The 18,384-nt window shown below is 55.4% G+C and carries 12 protein-coding genes; 10 read left to right on the top strand and 2 right to left on the bottom strand.

What is annotated here, in order from left to right; translation table 11 throughout:
• Positions 1–313: 313 nt before the first annotated feature.
• Positions 314–1,684, bottom strand: a complete 1,371-nt coding sequence (locus ACOYNV_RS03230; protein WP_422898301.1) for a hypothetical protein — start codon at positions 1,682–1,684, stop codon at positions 314–316.
• 128 nt (positions 1,685–1,812) lie between these two features.
• Here ACOYNV_RS03230 and ACOYNV_RS03225 point away from each other — a divergent pair, with 128 nt between their 5' ends.
• From ACOYNV_RS03225 to ACOYNV_RS03195, 7 genes are all read left to right on the top strand, one after another.
• Complete coding sequence (locus ACOYNV_RS03225) at positions 1,813–6,996, top strand: beta strand repeat-containing protein (protein WP_422898300.1); 5,184 nt, start codon at positions 1,813–1,815, stop codon at positions 6,994–6,996.
• Between the two features lie 45 nt (positions 6,997–7,041).
• Positions 7,042–8,613: a calcium-binding protein gene (locus ACOYNV_RS03220; protein WP_422898299.1), complete on the top strand. Its 1,572-nt coding sequence runs from the start codon at positions 7,042–7,044 to the stop codon at positions 8,611–8,613.
• 336 nt (positions 8,614–8,949) lie between these two features.
• Complete coding sequence (locus ACOYNV_RS03215; RefSeq protein ID WP_422898298.1) at positions 8,950–10,167, top strand: TolC family protein; 1,218 nt, start codon at positions 8,950–8,952, stop codon at positions 10,165–10,167.
• A gap of 193 nt (positions 10,168–10,360) precedes the next feature.
• On the top strand, positions 10,361–12,049 hold the full coding sequence (locus tag ACOYNV_RS03210) for a type I secretion system permease/ATPase (protein WP_422898297.1): 1,689 nt from the start codon (positions 10,361–10,363) through the stop codon (positions 12,047–12,049).
• The gene (locus tag ACOYNV_RS03205; RefSeq protein ID WP_422898296.1) at positions 12,046–13,392 is read left to right on the top strand and encodes an HlyD family type I secretion periplasmic adaptor subunit; all 1,347 of its coding nucleotides are present in this window, start codon (positions 12,046–12,048) and stop codon (positions 13,390–13,392) included. Before ACOYNV_RS03210 ends, ACOYNV_RS03205 begins: the two co-directional genes overlap by 4 nt.
• A 362-nt stretch (positions 13,393–13,754) precedes the next feature.
• The gene (locus ACOYNV_RS03200) at positions 13,755–14,876 is read left to right on the top strand and encodes an NAD(P)/FAD-dependent oxidoreductase (protein ID WP_422898295.1); all 1,122 of its coding nucleotides are present in this window, start codon (positions 13,755–13,757) and stop codon (positions 14,874–14,876) included.
• Between the two features lie 4 nt (positions 14,877–14,880).
• The gene (locus tag ACOYNV_RS03195) at positions 14,881–15,324 is read left to right on the top strand and encodes a putative toxin-antitoxin system toxin component, PIN family (RefSeq protein WP_422898294.1); all 444 of its coding nucleotides are present in this window, start codon (positions 14,881–14,883) and stop codon (positions 15,322–15,324) included.
• Here ACOYNV_RS03195 and yaaA read toward each other — a convergent pair.
• Positions 15,307–16,101 (bottom strand): peroxide stress protein YaaA, encoded by a 795-nt coding sequence (yaaA, locus tag ACOYNV_RS03190; protein WP_422898293.1) that lies wholly within the window; start codon positions 16,099–16,101, stop codon positions 15,307–15,309. The two genes, ACOYNV_RS03195 and yaaA, sit on opposite strands and share 18 nt — an antisense overlap.
• Positions 16,102–16,430: 329 nt before the next feature.
• On the opposite strand from yaaA, the gene ACOYNV_RS03185 reads away from it, so the two are divergent.
• The 3 genes from ACOYNV_RS03185 (at position 16,431) to ACOYNV_RS03175 (ending at position 18,310) form a co-directional block, all read left to right on the top strand.
• Positions 16,431–16,763 (top strand): hypothetical protein, encoded by a 333-nt coding sequence (locus tag ACOYNV_RS03185; RefSeq protein WP_422898292.1) that lies wholly within the window; start codon positions 16,431–16,433, stop codon positions 16,761–16,763.
• A 448-nt stretch (positions 16,764–17,211) separates the two neighbouring features.
• Positions 17,212–17,982, top strand: coding sequence for a histone deacetylase family protein (locus tag ACOYNV_RS03180; protein WP_422898291.1), 771 nt, complete (start codon positions 17,212–17,214; stop codon positions 17,980–17,982).
• Positions 17,983–17,989: 7 nt separating this feature from the next.
• Entirely contained in the window at positions 17,990–18,310 is a 321-nt protein-coding gene (locus tag ACOYNV_RS03175) for a hypothetical protein (RefSeq protein WP_422898290.1), read from the top strand.
• Positions 18,311–18,384: the final 74 nt, after the last annotated feature.

The raw sequence follows: 18,384 nt of genomic DNA, 5'->3' as shown, positions 1-18,384 counted from the left end.
CACGCTGGTGTGAAAAGTGCCAAACCAATTGGGTCCTAACAGAAGAAATCTGAGGCTATCGCAACACCCGAATTTACTTGGCATCTGGCTAACCGCGCTGATCAAGGCCGTACAATGCGCCCTTTCAAGCGGCGTTGCGCAGCATGGAGAAAATCGGCGCGGTAACAAGCTGATCGTGGCCAGGTGCCAACCACTGCCTGATGCTGACACTGCGCAGCACTTTTCTTGCAAGGCAACAGCACGAATGCCATTATCGTAAGCCGTAAAAACAATCCATTCACGATCAACGAGTTACACAGAGCATTTTACTGAGTCAAGCCACGAAACCTCTTGCCGGCGGCGAACTGCTGAACCGTATGCGCCAGTCTTCCTTCAGTTGGAGGACCATATCCTTTCTGCCCAAGTCTCTGTACGATTCTACGGCTTCAAAATAAGTTCGCCGTGCTTCATCTGGCGACGTGATCAGCCGCAGCTTGCACTGCAGGCACTTTGCAATTTCCAGACGGTTTCCCGTTTGCCGGGCCTGAGCCAAGGCTTTTTCCAGCAACCCGCCAAGATCGCAGGCAAAACCCAGTTGCTTGCGTAGCTGTTGCGGCCATTGCGTGGGGGAATACCCATGCTCCAGACCGACATCGATCAACAGAAGATTCGAGAGAACAGAATCGTCACCAATACCCAGCTTATTACAGACCAGCATGTTTGTTGCCAGCCACTGCATCACGGTATCGGCACAGGCTTCGGGAATCAGCCCGCGTTTGATGCCGCGCAAAAGATTTTTGCCAAAGTTGTGGCAAAGGCCATCGAGCAGACTGGTATCGCCGTGCCCGAGAAACACATAGCCAAGCGCTTCAGCCAAAAAGGAGAGCGTTTGAGACAGCAACATGGGGGCTTCCGAGTCGGCAGACGAGAGAAATTTTCTCCCGGCAACTAAAGCATTCATGCTGAGCCAATAAGGATCGCGCATTCCCCCAGGCTCTGATGCCGAACAAAGAAAACGCTCTGCCTCGGGGTAGCGGGCTTGGTCATAGCGTATCTTGGAGCGAACAAGGTTGGCTCTTGCCTTGGCGGCAGGGTGGGCGTAACCCTGCCGGATGGCGGTATCGACGCGGCGCAACCATAAAGCGGCCTCTTGGTAATTCGACTGCCTTTCCAGCACAAAGGCTCGGCGAACATACACGACGCTGGCAGTCCAAGCCGGGAGCGACTTGCATGCCGCTTCTGCCACATCCAGATGACCGAGCGCGCCACCCTTGCAGTACAAGTGCCCGCTGTGCAGCTCCAGCGTAGAGTGCAACAACGCGACCACCCAGACAACCCAGGCGTCGACTTGATAAGCCGTGAGCGGTAATGCGGCTATTGACTTGAAGAGCACCGGAGCTAACGGCGTAGTTCCGGGGGGGGGGGGGGGGGGGGGGTCATAGTTGCCAAAGAAAGCGATCGATTCCGGATCGACGGCCAGTTTGAAACCGCCGCGTGTCTTGGTTTCATAACGCACCAAAGGCAAGCCTGCTTCTTCCAGCATATCGACGAACCTCGCCAATTGGCGGGGATCAACACCCGGCATGCGGCTTTCAATACCTGCCATATCAACCCAACCGGGATAGGCATCTTTCAAAACCAGTAAAAAGGCAAACAGCCCGCCACTGCGAAAGGTGTAGTCGCGTTCACCGAAAACCAGCTTCATCGCCGGAATGACTTCGTAATGTCGCCGTGGCAGAGAGATTTCATATTGTCATAACTGTCATGCAACGTAAATTAAGGTGAAACACTTAGTATCGCCACATATTACAACCATTCCCATTGGAGGGGATCATGTTTGAGGTTAAAGCTGAACTGTTCGCGCGTGCTACTGATGAGTTATTTCGCAAGGCTAAAAATATTGGAGGGACGAATAAAAACCACATCCTTCTGCTGGCCTTGGCTGGAATTATCGAGCACGCTCACGCAAAAGTGGCACAGCAGCTTGATACGGCGGATGGATCACCACAACATGATGCTGCCAACGAACCTCAAGCCAGCACAACCGAAGCCACTAGCCATACCATTCAAGTGGCCGTTGAAAATGCAGATATTCAGCAAGAACTTCAACAAGCGTTGGCCGAACTTGCCCAAATCGAGCCCCTCATTCAGGAACTGGTTGACGACCAACTTAATCTGGTTCTCCTCGACGCCGTAACCGGCAAGCCCTGTATCGGTGAAAACGCTTGCGCTTACGCCATCGGGCAGGATGGAAGCATAGTCTATTACGAAGACGGGCAGATTCAGGCACTTTCAGACCAGGGCTTAGGGCTGCAATATGCCCAGGCAGAAACCGGCGTGGTGACCGATGCCGCTGAGGGCACAGGAACTGAGGTCGCGACAGGTGTAGCTACAGAAGTAGAGGTTGCGGCCAGTGCAACGGCTATCTCCATGCCCATGGCCATAGCACTGGGCGCACTCGGCCTGGCGGCTGCGGCCGGCGCAGGGGGCGGTGGTGGAGGCGGTTCGTCATCGGCCAGCGCACCGGCTAGCCCTGCACCGGCTAGCCCTGCACCCGCTAGCCCTGCACTAGCTAGCCCTGCACCAGCTAACAACGCACCCACCTTGGTTACCCTCTCCGCCAACACCGTTGCTGAAAACGCCGCAGGCGCCATCATCGGCAACCTGACCGTCACCGACCCGGATGCCGGGAACACGCACACATTCGCCGTCGACGATGCCCGCTTTGAAGTGGTCGCCGGACAGCTCAAACTCAAGGCGGGCAACAGCCTGGATCACGAAGCTGCGGTTAGCGTCAATGTCACCGTAACCGCCACCGACGGCGGAGGACTCTCCAAAGCGCAAGTCTTCGCCATCGCCGTCACCGACGTGGCAGAAACCACTACCCTCGTTGGCACGGCCGGCGCGGACACCATCAGCTTTCCCGCTGGCCTGGACGACTTCATAATCACCGGTCTTGCCGGCAACGACACCATCAATACCGGCATCGGCAATGACATCATTCGCCCAGGCGAAGGGGCCGATACCGTTACCACCGGCGACGGCAACGACATCGTGGTCGTTGTTGGCCAGACAGCGGCAGGCCAGTATCTCCAGTCCGACATCACCAACCCCGGCGGCAGCGGCATCGACCTTTCGAGCGTGCTCACCCTGGCCGACCTCAATGGACGGGTAGTGAGTGAAGTGGTGGCAGGCGAAAGCATCGACGGCGGCACGGGCACCAACCGCCTGGTCATCTACGGCAACGTTGACCTCACCGGCGTCACCCTGACCAACATCACCCAGTTCCAGGTCAACTCCACCGTCACCATCAGCGCCCAGCAACTGACCGCCCTCGGGCTGACCGTCATCTTTGGCGATGGCGAGTCGGTGCTCAACATCACCAATGCGTCCGGCAATCCCATCACGGTCGATCTCTCCGGTGTCAGCCTGTCCGACTTCAAGACCCTCAATCTCGCTGCCAACGTCACCCTGATCGTTGATCAGGCCGACGTGGCCGACCTGCTCTACCTCACAGGCGCAGGCACGCTGCGTGCCTCAGAAGCCTCCGGCACCCTCAACCTGACCGGCAAACACACCACCCTGACCATTCAGGACAAAGCCGGTGCCACCGATGCCACCCACGGCGGTGCCAGCTTCGTCAGCGGCGCTTTGCTGGTTGCCTCCGAAGCCGGTGAAACGCTTAACGGCGGTACCGGCAACGACCGCCTGCTCGGCGGCGATGGCAACGACATTCTCAACGGTGGTGACAGTAACGACATCCTGCGCGGTGGCAAGGGCGTGGACGAAATGCATGGCGGTGCTGGCGACGACCGCTTCGTTATCGTCGGCGACCTCTCCGGCGGCGGCAAGATCGATTCGCCGGAAGATACCGACATACTTGGCTTCCCGCTCACCACCCTCAACGGCAAAACCTTCGGCGAGGATGTGGGCGGCGGCGTGATTCGCGGCGGCGAAGGCAACGATACCCTGTATGTATTTGGCACCGCCGATTTGAGCACTTGGGATATCGAAGGAATTGAACACGTTGTCATTCGTTCGGATGTCACCTTTACCATAATTCAACTCGGAGCATTAAGTTCAGTGCGCGGGGATGGCGGGAGTACCGTGCGCATCGCGCCCAGCGAAAGCCCCGTTCTGTTTGACCTTGGTCAGCTTAACCTCAGCCAAATAAACCGCGTAGACATTGGTTCAAACGTTACCTTACTTGTAGACGACTCAACGTCATTTGGCGGCGCAACGGTGATCGCTGGAACTGGAAACATCCTTGGTTCAACAACAACCCTTGATTTGACTGGCATGTACATTGCCAGATCTCTGAATCCGCAAGGCAGTGATGGTACCCTGCCGGTTGGTGCAACTTACATCGATACGGTTATCGTGAGCACAGGCAATGCAACAATCAAGGAAGGCACTACGGGTAACGATATCATCCCTGGCACAGCGAATGGCGATATTCTGATTGGCTTATCGGGTGCGGATCGATTAATTGGCGGTGTTGGAAACGATCTGCTGTTCGGCGATCAACAAACTTTCCCGGTGTTTAAGCCAGGACAAACTGGGGTTGGTGGCCCTATCGTCACCGGACAAAACCATCTGGTAAATGGCTTGGGCGGCGATGCCGGTTTTGGTGAGGGTGTTCTTGGTCGCAACGATGATGGATCAACTGGTGCAATAGACTTGACATCTGCATTTGGCGAAAACGGGTTAAATTTCTTCGGACGTTCGTTCACGTCTGTTTATGTCAACAACAATGGCAATATCACATTTGCTGGACCGATTTCCACATATACACCTGGCGTGATTAACGCCGGAGTGAATAACCCCATCATCGCCCCATTCTGGGCGGATGTAGATACGAGAGGCGGTACTGTTGCGCCAACCCAGGGTGGAAATTCCACAGGTTCGAATCTGGTCTATTACAACCTGGATGAAGAAGCCAAGATATTCACCGTTACATGGGATGACGTGGGCTACTACAGTGGACAGACCGACAAGCTGAACGCCTTCCAATTGCAGTTGATTGGCACAGAAAATGGAAACTTTGATATTGTTTATCGCTACGAGGATGTGAATTGGACAACAGGTAGTGCCAGTGGTGGATCGGGTGGACTGGGTGGTTCTGTCGCTCGAGCAGGATATTCAGCAGGAACCTCGAATGGCTATTACGAAATGCCGCCGTCTGGCAATCAAGCGCAGATGCTGGCCTTGGATCAGGATGGTAAATACACCTTTACTGTGCGCAATGGCATCACCCTAGATAACTCGAATAACGATATTTTAATTGGCGGCGCAGGGGATGATGTATTGGTGGGTGGGGGTGGTATTGATACGACGGTGTTTAGTGGCAGCATGTCTCGCAACCAAAACGGCCAAATACAAGGTGAATACGAAATAAATCGTGTCGGCAATACATTGGTTGTTAAAGACACCGTTTCTGGTCGTGATGGTACCGACACACTTTTCTTTGATGTTGAAAAGCTGAAATTCAACGGGACAGGGCAGACGTTTAATCTTTCTGACTTTGAGGATCTTAATGTTGTAGCTGACGGAAGCGGTATGCCAGAAGCTGTATCAGAAAAGATCGGTATTTTGGCAAAATTTGCGCAGGCGGCTTATTGGACTAGACCAGTTGATTTAACGGTGGGGGTAACACAGCTTTATATGCCTGAACTAAACCCTATTGCGAATCAGAATGGTAATATACCAAACCATGTCTCAGCAGGAAATTCTGGACAAGAATTATATAACTGGCTGAAATCCGACGCAGGAACTTGGACTTTCTTATCGGTTGAGGAGTTGGCGCAGATGTCTAACCCCTCATTGCGTGCCTTGATTGTAGAACGTGATGACGGATTGGAACAGAATGGGAGTAACGTCTATTATGAATCTGGTACCGTACCTCAGCATAGGAGTACTGAAACTAAAACGGATGCAGAAACAGGGAGTGAAGTATTTATTCATGGAAAAGTAACTGATCAACAACTGTTGCATGGCTCTGGCGGTGCAATTGTTGCTCAAAGCGGTAATGATATGGTTATCTCATTCAGAGGCACGGAAGATGTAGAAGGCTTTGTGCCTAAAAATGAAAATGGCCAACCTCTCTATGTTACGGATGGACCGATTCCTGAATATCTTCATAGTGTGACTAAAGCGGTTGTTACTTATATTCTTGAGTCGAAATACAATTCGGCTCAAGAATACATAAATCAAGCCGCAGAAGACGTAATTGATTTTATTATGGAGATCGGCAATAAATTAACTGGAGGCCTGCTCTCTGTAGCTTTGTCAGATACAGGCAGGTTCTTGCTTGATTTGGTTAAAGACATCGATTTACTTCAATTATATAATACGTTTGCTGATTCAAATGTCGAAAATCGAGAACAAGCTAGGAATGAAGTGACCAGCCAGATCGCGGAACTGGCAATAGCGCCGGTTGTAAAAACCGACTCCTATTATTGGATACAACAGGATGAAGGATACCAATTATTCAAGCCCCTGATAGACAGCCTCAGGACTTATGTGGAGACGAATCCAGAAATCATCCATCTCTACGTATCAGGCCATAGCCTGGGGGCCGGAATGGCCTCGTGGTTTGTAACAGATCCTGATGGAGGGATTGCGATCCACGAAATTCTGAAGGCAAGGGGCGGCGGCGTTGAAGGCGTAGTTTTTGCAGCACCCGGTATGGTAATGAATTCAACGAATGATGCGCAGCAAAGACATAATGTGTTTGATGCATCTGGCATCGAATATACTCGCTTTGAAGTTGCTCGTGATTTGGTTGCTGATGTGACTCAGGTCGCACAAGCTGGCAGTGCCTTTGTGCCATTACACGCGTTTCAACCGGGTCAGCAAATTAATCTGCAAACAAACGTCGCTTTAGAAGGTTACAAGGAAGCGGTTACTCAATTGCACAGCATGGCAAATTATCGGGATGCTGTTACCTTAATGGCACAAGTTGGCATGCTGAGCGATATGAATTATCTCGAAAATAATACAGGTTTCTATGGCTAGGTTGAATATGACCCTATTGTTATTCGGCAGTTAAGTAATCTTTCCGTGGTAGGTGATATTGCCGCGAATGCAGGTGTTCTGCCAGGAGATCAAGGACGGGCAACTGGTGATGCGGTTATAAACGTTACAGGAATCAACATTTCTACAACAGCAGAGTGGCTTGGGTATGCTGAAAGTTGGACAAGGAAAGACATTCTAATTGGTACACAGCTGAATGATGTACTTATTGGCGATATAGATATTCAGACGAGAACTCCTGTAGTTGATTATATCGGCGATGTCCTGCAGCAGGGAAGTAATGACATATTTTACATAGGCACAGGAGATGATAAAGTATATGGTGATGCTGTTACACGCAACAATTTGATCAATGGAATAGACACGGTAGTGTATGACTTTAAAAACACACTGATCTTTTCCGGCGAAATCTTTCAAGGTAGTATTAGCGGCACCCGGCATAAGCAAGAGGAGGTAACTGTTAACGTCGACGGCACACCTGATAAATTTTATGGTGTAGAACAACTGCATTTCGTGGACACCCCATCTGATTCCCGTAATTTATTGACTGGTACAAGTAACAGTGATGTGATTAATGGACTTGGAGGCGACGATTTCATATACGGTGGGACTGACAACGACAGACTCATCGGTAGTTCAGGTAATGATCGGATACACGGCGGTAGTGGTTACGATACGGCAGTTTTTTCTGGTCAATACACTGACTACTCTTTTGATGTCGTGAATCTTTCTCTTCAAGTAACCAACACCATAACCACAGAAATTGATTGGCTTTATAACATTGAAGCACTCGAAATAGGCTCTATTCCAACTGCTAGCGCACTTGATGTGCTTTGGAAAGGTCAAGGGGCGTTCAGCAATGCAGGTGGCCTATATAACTCTCTCGACGCGAAATTACTTTCGCTTTATGCGCCAATTATCAACGTTCACAGCACCGAGGGGCGTGCAGGCGTTGAATATTCCTATCAGGTCTACGGCCAGATGCAGAGCAATTCGCTTTTGTATGAACTGCGTTTCAATGATATAGATACCGGATATGCTGACTTGGATCATGGCAGCATGGGTAGTTCATATCTAAGAATCGATCTTCTGAACGGACTTCCGAAGGATTTTATTTCCAAATCAGATATTGATGACTACTTTGATGAAGGTGGATTCACTGCAAATGGCGAGGTTCAAGTCAGAAACGCTTTTGATTTTGATCTGGCGTTCTCAGGCAATCACGTTATTACATGGATTGACGAAAACGAAACAGATGTTGATGATGATGAGTGGTATCTGACCAATCCTGGCAGTTTGGTAGGGACGAAATCGGTGTTGGTGCCAACCGGTACCAACCTGTTGAATATTAAGGATGGCTTGGGTAATCCATACTCTATAAGTGATGACGTTAATTCTTACGACTTGCAAATAGTTGATAACCTTGATTGGGGGAAGCTTGACCTCTATGATCTTGATGATCATAGAGGCATCAACAAGCATTACGAAGTTGCAGGTACTGAGTATAAGATCGAAGGTCTAGAAATTGGCGATATGGCCATGGGATTCCTGTTTGATAACACCCCGCTTGCACCTTTAGGGCACTTTGATTTGGCTTGATTTTATCGACAGGAGTTATGGTCTAATTAATTTTCACGGAAATTAACACGCCCTTGGCTCCCAATGCTCAATACTTAGCATTTTATCATACTGGTTTGCCGGCAAAGGATAGAAGAGGCTTTGGTCTTTTAGGTCGTGGCTGAGAAAAAAACAGGGACAGACCACGGTTTAATCGTGGCCCTCCCCTGCCTTGACATCAAAGCCAAACTAAAATCTGAAAATAATTTAATTGGAATTTGATAACCCTTGAAAAATATCGCCCACAGACCTTTGTTCAAAAGGCTGCTGATAGGCTGTTGGTTTGTTTCGACTGCCACCTGGGGGGCGGAGCCTTCCATGGCGCTTCGCAATGCAGTGGAATCTGACTCCCGCGTCCTCGCTGCCCGATCCATCTTTCAATCCAGGATGGTCGAGGCCGAAGGCGCATGGTCCGCTTACCTACCGGTGCTGCGTGGCGTTAGCTCGGTGGGCAATAGTCAAAATCGGGACCCGCTGATCCGCGATGGTGACAAGCGAACCTACGGTCTGGAACTGGAGCAGCCGATTCCGCTCTTTGGCCGCGAGTCGGCGCGGGTGGAATTGGCCCGTGTCGCGGTGCGCGTGGAGGAGTCGGAGGTCAGGCGTGTCGAGCAGGCGGTGGTGGGCGAAGTATTGGAGGCCATGCTGGGCATCGCCACGGCCAGGGAAGCCCTGGCGCTGCGCGAACGTCTGGCTGCCAACCTGCGCTTGCAGGTGGGCGCGGTGCGCGCAACGGTGGCTGGTGGCGGCATGAAGGCTACCGAAGAGCGACTGATCCTGTCCCGCGCCGCTCAGTCTGCGGCTTTGCACGCACGGGCCGAGGCTGACCTGGCGGCGGCTGAAGCGAGGCTCAGGCGCTTGCTGCCCGATGCAACGCCGGCGTCGCTGAACGAGCACGATATGCGGCGCTGGTGGAGCGGCCCGTTATCGAGGGAGGCGCTGGAGGCCTCTGCTTTACAGGTTGCGCCTGTCTTGTTGAAGGCGCAGGCGGAAGCCGAGCAGGCATCGGCCGAATATGCGGTGGCGCGGGCGGATTTATGGCCCAAAGTCAGCATCAGCGTGCAGAAGACCATGGGGACCTTCGGTACCGCTTCGGCGGAAGCGCATTCAATCTTTCTCGGGGTCAGCGTTCCGCTCTTTGAGGGCGGGGCGACCATCAGCCGGGTGGATAGCGCGGCGCATCGGCAGACCGCCGCCAGGGAGCGCGCCACGCAGGAAGGCCGCATGACGATCCAGCGCATTGCCGAAACCTGGGCTCGTTGGCGCGCGGCAGAGGCCATGTCGCTTGCCTGGCGCGAGTCCGAACTGCAGGAAGAAGAGGCGATCATGCTGGTTGAACAGCAAGTCACCGGGGGCGGCGCGACCGAGGTCGGGCTGTTGCGGGCCCGACAGGCCTGGCTGGAAATCGTGGTGCAGGGTGTTGATTACCGCTCGCAGCGGGATGTGGCGTGGGTACGCCTGATGCAGGAAGCGGGCGCCTTGGAGCTCACCCCCGTATCGCCTGACGGGCATGACTTTGATAGGCACAACAAGTAATGAAAGCCCTGCCCGTTTCCCTCCCTTGCAGGGCGCATTCCGGCTTGGCAGCCGGAATCGCTCGATTGGCGCGGAGCATGCTCCGCGAATTCCCAACCTCGCCCCCCGCCCCCTCTCCCAGAGGGCGAGGGGAGGTTCGAGAGTCGCTTGCGCGACTTTCACGCAAAAAAATAACGAAAAATTAAAAGGCTCTATGGAATTGATTCCCAAATCGCTGCGTGAGCGGCTATTGACGCCGGAAATCCGGCGCACGCTGTTTTATGTCATGGGGCTGAGCATGGTCATCAACATTCTACTGCTGACCTCACCGCTCTATATGTTGCAGATGTATGACCGGGTTCTTACCAGCCGCAGCGAGGAAACCCTGTTGGCCATTTCAGCCATCGCACTTTTCCTGCTGGCCGGCTTTGGTGCGCTCGAGGTGATGCGCTCCCGGGCACTGGTGGGCATCGGTTTAGCCATTGACGAGCGCATTAACGAGGGCGTGTTCACCAGCCTGTTTCGGGAGGCAGTCAATCGCGGCCAGGGGCTTTCTGCGCAGCCGGTGCGCGATCTGGAGATGGTGCGCGGTCTGGTTTCCGGGCATTCGCTGACTGCGTTGTTCGATCTGCCGTGGGCGCCGTTCTTCATTCTGCTGATATTCGTGATGCATCCGGTGCTCGGGGCTTTGGCGCTGGCCGGGGCGGTGGTGAGCATTTTCCTGGCGGTTATTTCTGAGCGTATCTCGCGCCCGCTGGTGGGCGATACCTCCAGGCACCAAATGGCGGCGTCGCGTTTTGTCGATGCCTGCCTGCGCAATGTGGATGCGATCCACGCCAATGGGATGCTGCGCAACATGCGCGCGCGCTGGCTTGATTCTTACAGCAAGTCGGTTGAGTTGGGGGCGGTGGGGGCCGACCGTGTTTCAGCCTTTTCCGGCACGACCAAGGCTTTTCGCATCATCATGCAAAGCGTCATGCTCGGTTGCGGTGCCTGGCTTGTTTTGAAGGATGCGAGCGTTTCACCAGGCGTCATGGTGGCGGCGTCGATTATTTTCGGCCGCGCCATCGCGCCGCTTGATCAGTCGATTGCGGCGAGCAAGGGCTTCATTTCCGGCCTGATGGCCATGAAGCGTCTGGACGCACTACTCTCCCGCCATGAGAGAAAAGGCGAACCCATGGCCCTGCCCAGACCGAAAGGCACGCTCAAGGTGGAGGATTTGGCGTTAGTCCCGGCCGGTGGGCGTAAACCTGTTCTGAGCGGGATTAACTTCACCTTGGAGGCCGGTGAGGTATTGGCCGTGGTCGGGCCAAGCGCTTCGGGCAAATCGAGCCTGGCGCGTGCGCTGGTCGGGCTTTGGCCGCCAGCCAATGGCAAGGTCCGCTTCGATGGTGCGGATCTGGCTCAGTGGGAGCCGGATGCGCTAGGGAAGTTTATTGGTTATCTGCCGCAGGATGTGGAACTGCTGGTTGGCACGGTGAAGGAAAACATCGGCCGCTTTGGCGCGGCGGATGCCGAGGATGTGCTCAAGGCGGCGGAGCAGGCGGGTTGCCATGAGTTGGTGTTGAATTTGCCGGAAGGCTACGACACAGTAATCGGCGAAGGCGGTAACCGGCTTTCTGGCGGCCAGAGCCAGCGCGTGGCTCTGGCCCGCTGTTATTTCGGCAACCCCGCGCTGGTGGTACTGGACGAGCCGGATTCAAATCTGGACATTGAAGGCGTGGCGGCACTGGACGCCGCCCTGGCACGGATGAAGGCGCGAGGTACAACGGCGATATTGATTACACACAATGTACGTTTGCTGCGCCACGCCGACAAGGCGCTAATGCTGGCTAATGGCGGCATGGCCTACTTTGGGCCGCCGCGTGAATTGATCGAGAAACTCAGCAAACGGGCCGCATGATGAAACAATTGGAGAAATTTCTGGCCTGGATAACAGGCAAGGTGGAACGGATGCTACCTGCGCAAGGCATGGTTCCGCAGAGAAACAAAGGTAGCCGGATTGTTCTTGTGTTGCTCGGTGGGTTTTTTCTATGGGCGGTATTGGTGCCATTGTCAAAAGGCGTTGTCGCGCCGGGGACGGTGGTTGTCGACTCCAAACGTAAGACCATCCAGCACCTCGAAGGTGGTGTGATCAAGGCGATTCATGTTCGTGATGGTTCACGTGTCGAGCAGGGTGATGTCCTGCTTGAACTTGATGATACGAAGTCACGGGCGGAACGCGATATGGTGCGCTTCCGTTATCTGAACAAATTGGCGATGCTTGACCGTTTGAAGGCATTGGTTGACGCTGAACCTCAAATCGCTTTCAGCGAGCCACTGCTGGCTGCCAAAAGCGAGGTTGAGGTTAGTGAGCTGTTACGCCTGCAACTAAGCGTGTTTCGGGTGTTGCGCCTGGAACATGATGGCAAGGCCGGGATTGCCAGGCAGCGCATCGGGCAACTGGTGCAAAAACTCAAGGGGCTGGAGGCGTATCGCGAGGCAACGACACGGCAGGTCGCTTTGCTCGGGAATGAGGTTGATCGGCTGCAAGGGCTGATGCAAAAGAGGCTCGTGGAATCTTCGGTCATTGCTGATCGCTTGCAGCAGCTTTCTCAGCAAAATGGCGAGTTGGGCAAAACTGTCGCAAGCATTGCGGAAACCCAGGTGGGCATCGGCGAAGCCAAACTGAATGTGCTGCAGGTGGAACGAGAATGGCAACAGGACCTTGCCAAACAACTTTCCGAGACGCAGGAATTGATGATTGAATTGCGCGCCCAGCTTGAAGCCGCGCAAAACGTTTTCAGCCGAACTGTGATCAAGGCGCCGATCACCGGTACGGTTCTGGGACTCAAGGCAACGACAGTAGGGGGTGTATTAACCACCGGAAACCCGATCATGGATGTTGTCCCGGAGGGTGATGTGCTGGTGATTGATGCGCACGTCAGGCCCCTTGACGTGGACTCAGTGCGCAAGGGGATGACTGCGCATGTAAAGTTCACCTCATTCCGTGCCAAGACGACACCAGAACTGTTGGGCGTGATTGAGAACGTTTCCGCAGACGTGCTGACTGAACCCACCAAGGGCGAGCCTTACTACCTCATGCGTGTCACTGTTTCGGGCGAAGAGATGAAGAAACTCAGCGGATTGGAAATTGTTCCCGGCATGCCAGCCGAAGTCTATTCCGATGGTGGCAGCCGGACGATGATGCAGTACCTCTTCGAGCCAATCAGTAGCCTGATGCACAGGAGTGTCAGAGAAGATTAAGGTGATTTCAGGTAATGAACATACCAATCGCCTGGTTTTGCAGGTCGGCTGTGCCATGATCCTGGAAACTCCAGTTGAAAGCCATGCCACCGCCGTAGGCCCTCATCCCCGGCCCTTCTCCCGCGGGGAGAAGGGTGCAAACTCCCTTCCAGCGGGAGGGTTGGGGTGAGGGCAAAACACCTGCCATTCTTGCCATTGCTGCCAATTCGACGCCTGCAACTGAGGACTCCAGGATGATGGTTGATTTGTTGCAGGAAGTCACCTAAGACAAAGGCTATCGCCGCACCCGGTTTTACGTGGCAACCGGCAAACCTCGCTGACGAAGGCCGTACAATGCGCCCTTTCAAGCGGAGTTGCGCAGCATGGAGAAAATCGGGGCCGTCGTGATCGGGGCCGGCGTTATCGGCCTGGCCTGCGCACGAGTACTGGCGCAGCGCGGCATCGACACGGTGATTCTTGAGCAGCACGGCGCTTTCGGAACCGAAACCAGCGCGCGCAACAGCGAGGTGATCCACGCTGGCCTGTATTACCCGGCCGGCTCGCTGAAAGCGCAATTGTGCGTTGCCGGCCGGCGTTTGCTCTACGACTTCTGCGCCTCGCACGGCGTCAACCACCGGCGTTGCGGCAAGCTGATCGTGGCCACATCGACCGCACAGGAAAGCCGGCTGGAAACGCTTTCCCGGCAAGGCGAGATCAACGGCGTCGATGACCTGCAGCGGCTGAGCGCCGCCGACGCCCGTGCCCTCGAACCCGTACTCAGATGCAGCAGAGCCCTGCTCTCCCCTTCCACCGGCATCATCGACAGCCACGGCCTGATGCTGGCCCTGCTCGGCGACGCCGAACGCGGTGGAGCGGCGCTGGCACTACGCAGCCCATTTCTTGCTGGCGCCATTGAGGACAACGGCTTTGAACTGGAGATCGGCGGTCAGGAAGCGACGCGCCTGAAGGCGGGCATCGTCATCAACGCCGCCGGCCTTGGCGCAGTCCGGGTGGCGGCCGCGCTCGCCGGTTTTCCAGCGGCACGGATTCCGCCAGCCTTCTACGCCAAGGGCAACTACTACGCGCTGGCTGGCCGCGCGCCGTTTTCGCGGCTGATTTACCCGCTGCCCGAACCAGGTGGCCTCGGTGTTCACCTGACGCTCGATCTCGGCGGTCAGGCCCGCTTTGGCCCGGATGTCGAGTGGTTGCAAAATCCTCTGCCGAAGCCGCCGGATTACAGCGTCGCCCCGGCGCGTGCCGACGGCTTCTACGCCGAGGTTCGCCATTACTGGCCGGGCTTGCCCGATGGCGCGCTGGCACCGGCCTACGCCGGCATCCGGCCAAAAATCTCCGGCCCCAACGACCTGGCCGCCGACTTTCTCATCCAGGGGCCGGAAAGCCATGGCATTGATGGCCTGATCAACCTTTTCGGCATCGAATCGCCGGGCCTGACTTCCTCTCTGGCGATCGCCGAACTGGTCGCGGCAAAACTCCAGCTTGACTGAAGCCATGCCCACGCCAACCCGCCTGGTACTTGATACCAACATCGTGATGGACATGCTGCACTTCGCCAACCGCCACACGGCCCCCCTGCAAACAGCCATCAATAACGGGCAGATGCAGTGTTTTACCGCGACGGAGTGCCTGGACGAACTGGAGCGGGTAACCGGCTATCCCGAGTTCGGGCTGGATCCGGCCGCACGCAATGCGCTAATGGTGAGCTACCGGAGTTTTGCTTCGGTGTGCGACGCCAGTGGCGAGGAAAATCATGTACTGCCACGTTGCCGCGACGAGGACGATCAGAAGTTCCTGATTCTGGCCGCACGCGGCCAGGTCGATCTGCTGATCACGCGTGACAAGTTGCTGCTCAAACTCAACCACCACCGCCACAAACCGCCCGCCTGCCCGATCGTCACGGCTGAAACAGCGTGCAAGCTACTCGGCCTGGTTTGACTTGCGCCGGAAAACCCAACGGCTCTCATTGCTGGCGTCGGCGGCAAAGGCATAGCCCTCGACGGAAAACTTCTTCAGACCTTCCGGCTTCTTCAACCGATTGGTCAGCGCAAAACGCGCCATCAGCCCACGAGCGCGCTTGGCGTAGAAGCTGACGACCTTGAATTTCCCGCCGCTTTTGCCAGCACTCCAGTCCTCGAATACCGGTTGGATCACCGGTACGGCAAGGCGCTTCACTTGCACCGACTTGAAGTATTCCTGCGAAGCCAGATTGACCAGCGCAGATGCTTTTACCTCAAGCAGCGCCGAATTCAGCGCATCGACAACGCGTGCCCCCCAGAAGGCGTAAAGATCCTTGCCGCGCGGGTTGGCCAGTTTCGTTCCCATTTCGAGACGATAGGGCTGCATCAGATCGAGCGGGCGCAGCAAGCCGTAAAGCCCGGAGAGAATGCGCAAATGCCCCTGCGCAAATTTCAGGTCAGCCGCTGCAAGAGTCTTCGCATCCAGCCCTTCATACACGTCGCCGTTGAAGGCCAGCACGGCTTGCCTGGCGTTTGCAGGCGTAAAAGGCAGCGCCCAATCAACATAGCGCGTGGCGTTAAGCACCGCGAGCTGGTCGCTGATGCCCATCAGCTTGCCGAGCTCAAGCGGCGACAGCTTGCGCAGGTCGTCGATCAGCAATTGCGACTGATCGAGCAGCGGCGGCTGCGAATAGTAGGCCATCTTCACAGGCGATTTGAAATCGAGGGTTTTGGCGGGGGAAAGAACAATGATCATGGTTGGCATCCAGGCCGGGAGTATTCCCGGCAGAGTAATTTGTTAGTCACGCAGGTTGAAGACTTCAGCCATCAATACTCCCACGCCTCATGGCCTGGCGGTGCTTTGTTCACCATCTCCGTCACCGCGTCGCCTCGCCTGCCTATGCAGAAACATCTGCAGTCAATCATCAATCTACCTGTTTACAGCTAGACGAAATACCTGCTTCCATCTATTCCAGTTACCCGAAATGAACGGCAAACTCAAAACCTTGAATGTGGGAATTTCGCTCAAGCGCGCCTGCTGAACCAATGCTTCAAATCGAGCATGATAACCAAGAAGGGAAAACCATGGAAAACCTGACCCACACCGGCGAAACAGCGTTTCTCCTCAAGTTCGACGGCAAGATGACCTATGCCTTTTACCGGGAACTTGAAGACCGGGTCATCGACGCCATGCGGCGCTACAAGCGACTGGAAATCGACCTCTCTAAGGTCACCGAGATTGATCTTTGCGGCCTGCATCTGGTCGGATTGCTGCTCACCGCAGGAATTATTGTCGCCACTTCGGATGTCGTGGAGCGAGCGTCCAGAAGCTTGATCGGCACCCTCCATGCCGCCGCCCACGGCTGTGCGCCAAGAAGCGAGCACGCGAGCATCAATCTTCAGCCGGTCTGTTCGTGATCTATCGTTAGCTGTTGGTTCCGGCCTACCCGGGCTGCACGGCTTATGACCAGGCGTTCTTCAGGCCATGCACTGGAGAACCGCATGAATACTGGCTCTCCAGCCATCATTTTGCAGATCGCCATTTAACGGACGTTGCAGGGCGATTTTGCAAACCATCCGTCGTCATTCCGGGTCAAGCCCGGAATGAACGCGAAGCCTGGTCTCAGTGGCTGTGAATTAATTGGCACAAGCATCCAAGACCGTCATACCGGCGAAGGCCGGTATCCAGTTCGTTTATCAAACATGCCTTTTAACAGCTTGATCAGATAAACGAACTGGATTCCGGGTCAAGCCCGGAATGACGGAGGGTAGTTTATACGCCAGATACAAGTTGACTGGCTCCCTCCCCTGCGGACCAGCGCGCTGGCTGGTATGATGATCGCTTCTCTTGCGAACCGGCTTGGCCATGCGCGTTGTTTTTCACGAAGCATTTCACGACTCTTCCTACTCCGAAGACAAGTACGACAACGCGGCCGAACCGGGGCGGCTGCTTGGCATAATGGCGGCATTGCGCGACGAGGGAGGCTACGGCGTCAATGAGCCTGAACCGGCTACGCGCGACGACCTGCTGCGCGGACACAGCGAAACCTACGTGGCTGACGTCGAGAGCAAGCCGCGCCTCTTCGCGATGGCCTCGCTGGCCACTGGCGCTGCCATCCTGGCAAGCGACCTGGCCATGCGCGGCGAACCGGCGTTCGCCTGCGTGCGGCCGCCGGGACACCATGCCAGCCGTTCCTCGGCGTGGGGCCATTGCACCTTCAGCAACGTCGCTCTGGCGCTGTTATGGTTGCGTGACACCGGGCTGATCCGGTCGGCTCTGGTCGTCGACTTTGACCAGCACACCGGCAACGGCACGCAGGATGTGCTGAAAGGCTGGCCCGAGGCGCAGGTATTCAACCCCTACGGCGACAACGCTGCCGATTATCTGCGCACGCTCGATGAAGGCCTGCAGCATGCGCCCCAGGTGGACATTCTCGCCGTCTCGGCGGGCTTCGATGGCTACATTCACGACCTCGGACGCAAGCTGGCCACCGAGGATTACTTCACCATCGGCCGGCTGTTGCAAGCCTATGCCATTCGCCTCGGACACCAGCACCGCTTCGCCGTGCTGGAAGGCGGCTACTACCTTCCCGATCTTGGCAAGAATGCGCTCGCCTTCTGCCGCGGCTTCGAGTGAGTCTTGCATGAGCCAGATACCAAAACTGACCATCACCCCACGCGACTCCCTGGGCGGCTACGAGCGCATCGACATCGACCTGCCTGATGTGCGCGTAGGCAACGTCCGCTGCCGTTTCATGGGCGAAAAAGCGATCGTTTACTCGATAAATGTGGTTCCCGAGTGCCAGGGCAACGACTATGGCACGATCACCATTGACATGCTCAAGAGCCGCTTTAGCGTCATCATCGCCGACCGCGTCCGCTTCACTGCCCGGGACTTCTGGGAAAAAATGGGATTCAAGGAACTCTCCGACGGCAACTGGGAATACCGGCGCCGGGGTAGCTGATTGCGTCAGCAGAGTGGCTTTACGCCCTGGGTGGCACTCCCGCTGGCATCGATGCACTGATCGGTGCGCCTGTA

This window comes from Propionivibrio sp. (assembly GCF_049316945.1).
In the GTDB taxonomy this organism is placed as follows: Bacteria; Pseudomonadota; Gammaproteobacteria; order Burkholderiales; family Rhodocyclaceae; genus Propionivibrio.
This window is presented reverse-complemented; position numbering and strand designations above follow the sequence as displayed.